Here is a 5,617-nt window from a genome sequence, read left to right as displayed (position 1 = left end):
CGGGTGCGTCTGGTCCTTGAGAACTCAACAGCGTGCACATTGTCAAATGCCAAATACCCCGTGGCTGACCTTTTTGGTTGGTTCGGGATTCCTTTGGAATAAAACAAATTGGACAACATGTCAGTAATGACCTGTTTTGTCAGTTTCAAACTCGCGTCTGGCTGCCTATTCCGGTGGTTGGCGCACAATTGGTTTTGGTTGGCCGCTTTCGGGTGGTTGGCTGGGATTCTTTTACGGAGAGTTTGATCCTGGCTCAGGACGAACGCTGGCGGCGTGCTTAACACATGCAAGTCGAACGATGAAGCCCAGCTTGCTGGGTGGATTAGTGGCGAACGGGTGAGTAACACGTGAGCAATCTGCCCCTGACTCTGGGATAAGCGCTGGAAACGGCGTCTAATACCGGATATGAGACACGGCCGCATGGTCTGTGTTTGGAAAGAATTTCGGTTGGGGATGAGCTCGCGGCCTATCAGCTTGTTGGTGAGGTAATGGCTCACCAAGGCGACGACGGGTAGCCGGCCTGAGAGGGTGACCGGCCACACTGGGACTGAGACACGGCCCAGACTCCTACGGGAGGCAGCAGTGGGGAATATTGCACAATGGGCGCAAGCCTGATGCAGCAACGCCGCGTGAGGGATGACGGCCTTCGGGTTGTAAACCTCTTTTGGCAGGGAAGAAGCGAAAGTGACGGTACCTGCAGAAAAAGCACCGGCTAACTACGTGCCAGCAGCCGCGGTAATACGTAGGGTGCGAGCGTTGTCCGGAATTATTGGGCGTAAAGAGCTCGTAGGCGGTCTGTCGCGTCTGCTGTGAAATCCCGAGGCTCAACCTCGGGCCTGCAGTGGGTACGGGCAGACTAGAGTGCGGTAGGGGAGATTGGAATTCCTGGTGTAGCGGTGGAATGCGCAGATATCAGGAGGAACACCGATGGCGAAGGCAGATCTCTGGGCCGTAACTGACGCTGAGGAGCGAAAGCGTGGGGAGCGAACAGGATTAGATACCCTGGTAGTCCACGCCGTAAACGTTGGGAACTAGATGTGGGGGCCTTTCCACGGTCTCCGTGTCGCAGCTAACGCATTAAGTTCCCCGCCTGGGGAGTACGGCCGCAAGGCTAAAACTCAAAGGAATTGACGGGGGCCCGCACAAGCGGCGGAGCATGCGGATTAATTCGATGCAACGCGAAGAACCTTACCAAGGCTTGACATACACCGGAAACGGCCAGAGATGGTCGCCCCGCAAGGTCGGTGTACAGGTGGTGCATGGTTGTCGTCAGCTCGTGTCGTGAGATGTTGGGTTAAGTCCCGCAACGAGCGCAACCCTCGTCCTCTGTTGCCAGCACGTTATGGTGGGAACTCAGGGGATACTGCCGGGGTCAACTCGGAGGAAGGTGGGGATGACGTCAAATCATCATGCCCCTTATGTCTTGGGCTTCACGCATGCTACAATGGCCGGTACAAAGGGCTGCGATACCGTAAGGTGGAGCGAATCCCAAAAAGCCGGTCTCAGTTCGGATTGAGGTCTGCAACTCGACCTCATGAAGTCGGAGTCGCTAGTAATCGCAGATCAGCAACGCTGCGGTGAATACGTTCCCGGGCCTTGTACACACCGCCCGTCAAGTCATGAAAGTCGGTAACACCCGAAGCCGGTGGCCCAACCCTTGTGGAGGGAGCCGTCGAAGGTGGGATCGGTGATTAGGACTAAGTCGTAACAAGGTAGCCGTACCGGAAGGTGCGGCTGGATCACCTCCTTTCTAAGGAGCATCTGGCACTCTTCGGGGTGTCCAGGCATGCCAGTACAAGACGAATGTTCTTGCTGGTGGCTCATGGGTGGAACGTTTGACAAAGCGTGTCGGGGATGTTTCTCCGCTCAGTACGCCGGCTTTCGGGTTGGTGGGAACGGTGGGGGTTCATTGCCGGGGCGCGTGTGCACGTTGTTGGGTCCTGAGGGACCAGCACCAGTTTGTCTTCCCTGTGGGGAGGGCGGCTGGTTGGGATCCTCTGGGCCTTGTCCTGTCCGGCATTCGCTTTCTGCGGCTGGGTGGGGGGAGGTACCGCCCGTATTTTGAGAACTACACAGTGGACGCGAGCATCTTAGATCGACCTTTTCGAAGGTCGGTCACAAAGATCATGAATGGTGTGCCCTTCGGGGTGTACCGGACTGATCATTGGTCAATTTCGACAGCGGCACTCTTCGGGGTGTTGTTGTTCAACGAATTCGATCGAACTCATGTGATTTCAAGATTCTAAGAGCAAACGGTGGATGCCTTGGCATCTGGAGCCGAAGAAGGACGTCGTAATCTGCGATAAGCCTCGGGGAGTTGATAAACGAGCTGTGATCCGAGGATTTCCGAATGGGGAAACCCCGCCAGGCCCTTTGGGTGACCTGGTGACTCCCGCCTGAATGTATAGGGCGGGTAGAGGGAACGTGGGGAAGTGAAACATCTCAGTACCCACAGGAAGAGAAAACAATAGTGATTCCGTCAGTAGTGGCGAGCGAACGCGGAACAGGCTAAACCGAGCCATGTGTGATACCCGGCAGGGGTTGCATGGTCGGGGTTGTGGGACTCCCAACATCTACTGCCGTAGGTGACATCGATGTGGTGCGTATAGACGAACAGGTTTGAATGCCTGGCCGTAGACGGTGCGAGCCCGGTAGTCGAAATGCGTGCCCAGGGTGGGGAGGATCCCAAGTAGCACGGGGCCCGAGAAATCCCGTGTGAATCTGTCAGGACCACCTGATAAGCCTAAATACTCCCAGATGACCGATAGCGGACAAGTACCGTGAGGGAAAGGTGAAAAGTACCCCGGGAGGGGAGTGAAATAGTACCTGAAACCGTTTGCTTACAAACCGTTGGAGCCTCCTTGTTGGGGTGACAGCGTGCCTTTTGAAGAATGAGCCTGCGAGTTAGCGATATGTGGCGAGGTTAACCCGTGTGGGGTAGCCGTAGCGAAAGCGAGTCTGAATAGGGCGATTCAGTCGCATGTCCTAGACCCGAAGCGAAGTGATCTATCCATGGCCAGGCTGAAGCGACGGTAAGACGTCGTGGAGGGCCGAACCCACTTCAGTTGAAAATGGAGGGGATGAGCTGTGGATAGGGGTGAAAGGCCAATCAAACTTCGTGATAGCTGGTTCTCTCCGAAATGCATTTAGGTGCAGCGTTGCGTGTTTCTTGCCGGAGGTAGAGCTACTGGATGGCCGATGGGCCCTACAAGGTTACTGACGTCAGCCAAACTCCGAATGCCGGTAAGTGAGAGCGCAGCAGTGAGACGGTGGGGGATAAGCTTCATCGTCGAGAGGGAAACAACCCAGACCACCGACTAAGGTCCCTAAGCGCATGCTAAGTGGGAAAGGATGTGGAGTTGCACAGACAACCAGGAGGTTGGCTTAGAAGCAGCCACCCTTGAAAGAGTGCGTAATAGCTCACTGGTCAAGTGATTCCGCGCCGACAATGTAACGGGGCTCAAGCATGCCACCGAAGTCGTGGATTTCGTATAACAGCCCGGCCGGGTTTCCCGGTCCAGGCGTACGGAGTGGTAGGAGAGCATCGTGTGGCCGGTGAAGCGGCGGTGTAAACCAGCCGTGGAGGCCACACGAGTGAGAATGCAGGCATGAGTAGCGAAAGACGGGTGAGAAACCCGTCCTCCGGAAGACCAAGGGTTCCAGGGCCAGGCTAATCCGCCCTGGGTAAGTCGGGACCTAAGGCGAGGCCGACAGGCGTAGTCGATGGACAACGGGTTGATATTCCCGTACCGGCGAAGAACCGCCCACGCCAATCCAGTAATGCTAACCATCCGAACCATCCCACCGTCACCTTCGGGTGACACCGGGATGGGGAGCGTGGGACCCTGACTGGTGCGGTGAGCGTAATAACAGGTGTGACGCAGGAAGGTGGCCGTACCGGGCGATGGTTGTCCCGGGGCAAGGATGTAGGGCGAACGATAGGCAAATCCGTCGTTCATGATGCCTGAGATCTGATGCATACCCGTCAAGGGGAATTCGGTGATCCTATGCTGCCAAGAAAAGCATCGACGCGAGGTTCCAGCCGCCCGTACCCCAAACCGACTCAGGTGGTCAGGTAGAGAATACTAAGGAGATCGAGAGAATCGTGGTTAAGGAACTCGGCAAAATGCCCCCGTAACTTCGGGAGAAGGGGGGCCGGAAACGTGATGGCACTTGCTGCCGGAAGCGTGGAAGGCCGCAGAGACCAGTGGGAAGCGACTGTTTACTAAAAACACAGGTCCGTGCCAAGTCGCAAGACGATGTATACGGACTGACGCCTGCCCGGTGCTGGAAGGTTAAGAGGAACGGTTAGCCGCAAGGCGAAGCTGAGAATTTAAGCCCCAGTAAACGGCGGTGGTAACTATAACCATCCTAAGGTAGCGAAATTCCTTGTCGGGTAAGTTCCGACCTGCACGAATGGCGTAACGACTTCCCAGCTGTCTCAACCGCGAACTCGGCGAAATTGCATTACGAGTAAAGATGCTCGTTACGCGCAGCAGGACGGAAAGACCCCGTGACCTTTACTATAGCTTGGTATTGGTGTTCGGTGTGGCTTGTGTAGGATAGGTGGGAGACGGTGAAGCTTGGACGCCAGTTCAGGTGGAGTCATTGTTGAAATACCACTCTGGTCACTCTGGATATCTAACTTCGAACCGTGATCCGGTTCAGGGACAGTGCCTGGTGGGTAGTTTAACTGGGGCGGTTGCCTCCTAAAGAGTAACGGAGGCGCCCAAAGGTTCCCTCAACCTGGTTGGCAATCAGGTGGCGAGTGTAAGTGCACAAGGGAGCTTGACTGTGAGACTGACAAGTCGAGCAGGGACGAAAGTCGGGACTAGTGATCCGGCAGTGGCTTGTGGAAGCGCTGTCGCTCAACGGATAAAAGGTACCTCGGGGATAACAGGCTGATCTTGCCCAAGAGTCCATATCGACGGCATGGTTTGGCACCTCGATGTCGGCTCGTCGCATCCTGGGGCTGGAGTAGGTCCCAAGGGTTGGGCTGTTCGCCCATTAAAGCGGTACGCGAGCTGGGTTTAGAACGTCGTGAGACAGTTCGGTCCCTATCCGCTGCGCGCGCAGGAAATTTGAGAGGATCTGACCCTAGTACGAGAGGACCGGGTTGGACGAACCTCTGGTGTGCCAGTTGTTCCGCCAGGAGCACCGCTGGTTAGCTACGTTCGGGATGGATAACCGCTGAAAGCATCTAAGCGGGAAGCCGGCCTCGAGATGAGATTTCCATCCCCTAGGGGGAGAGGCTCCCAGCCAGACGACTGGGTTGATAGGCCGGATGTGGAAGCGCCGCAAGGCGTGCAGCTGACCGGTACTAATAAGCCGATATCTTGATAATCACCACTCACATGCATGTTGTAAGGCTGGCATGTGGGGACAAAAGAACGCTCGCGTCCACTATGTGGTTCCCGATATACGGTCGGGAACACCGAACAAACACCGTTTTGTTCACCGTTCACACTTTGATATATCCATAGTGTTTCGGCGGCCATAGCGCGAGGGAAACGCCCGGACCCATTCCGCACCCGGAAGCTAAGACTCGCAGCGCCGATGGTACTGCAGGGGAGACCCTGTGGGAGAGTAGGACACCGCCGGACTTAAATTGGCAAGA

At 56.0% G+C, this 5,617-nt stretch carries 3 rRNA genes; all 3 read left to right on the top strand.

Annotated features, from left to right (window positions below):
- Positions 1-230: 230 nt before the first annotated feature.
- The 3 genes from WDJ51_RS15495 (at position 231) to rrf (ending at position 5,603) form a co-directional block, all read left to right on the top strand.
- Positions 231-1,750, top strand: a 16S ribosomal RNA gene (locus tag WDJ51_RS15495).
- 482 nt (positions 1,751-2,232) lie between these two features.
- Positions 2,233-5,344, top strand: a 23S ribosomal RNA gene (locus tag WDJ51_RS15490).
- Positions 5,345-5,486: 142 nt separating this feature from the next.
- Positions 5,487-5,603: ribosomal RNA gene (gene rrf, locus WDJ51_RS15485) — 5S ribosomal RNA — on the top strand.
- Together the 16S, 23S and 5S rRNA genes form the textbook arrangement of a ribosomal RNA operon.
- The last annotated feature ends 14 nt before the right edge of the window (positions 5,604-5,617 follow it).

The sequence above is a fragment of the Rathayibacter sp. YIM 133350 genome (assembly GCF_037404875.1).
Lineage (GTDB): Bacteria > Actinomycetota > Actinomycetes > Actinomycetales > Microbacteriaceae > Orlajensenia.
This window is presented reverse-complemented; position numbering and strand designations above follow the sequence as displayed.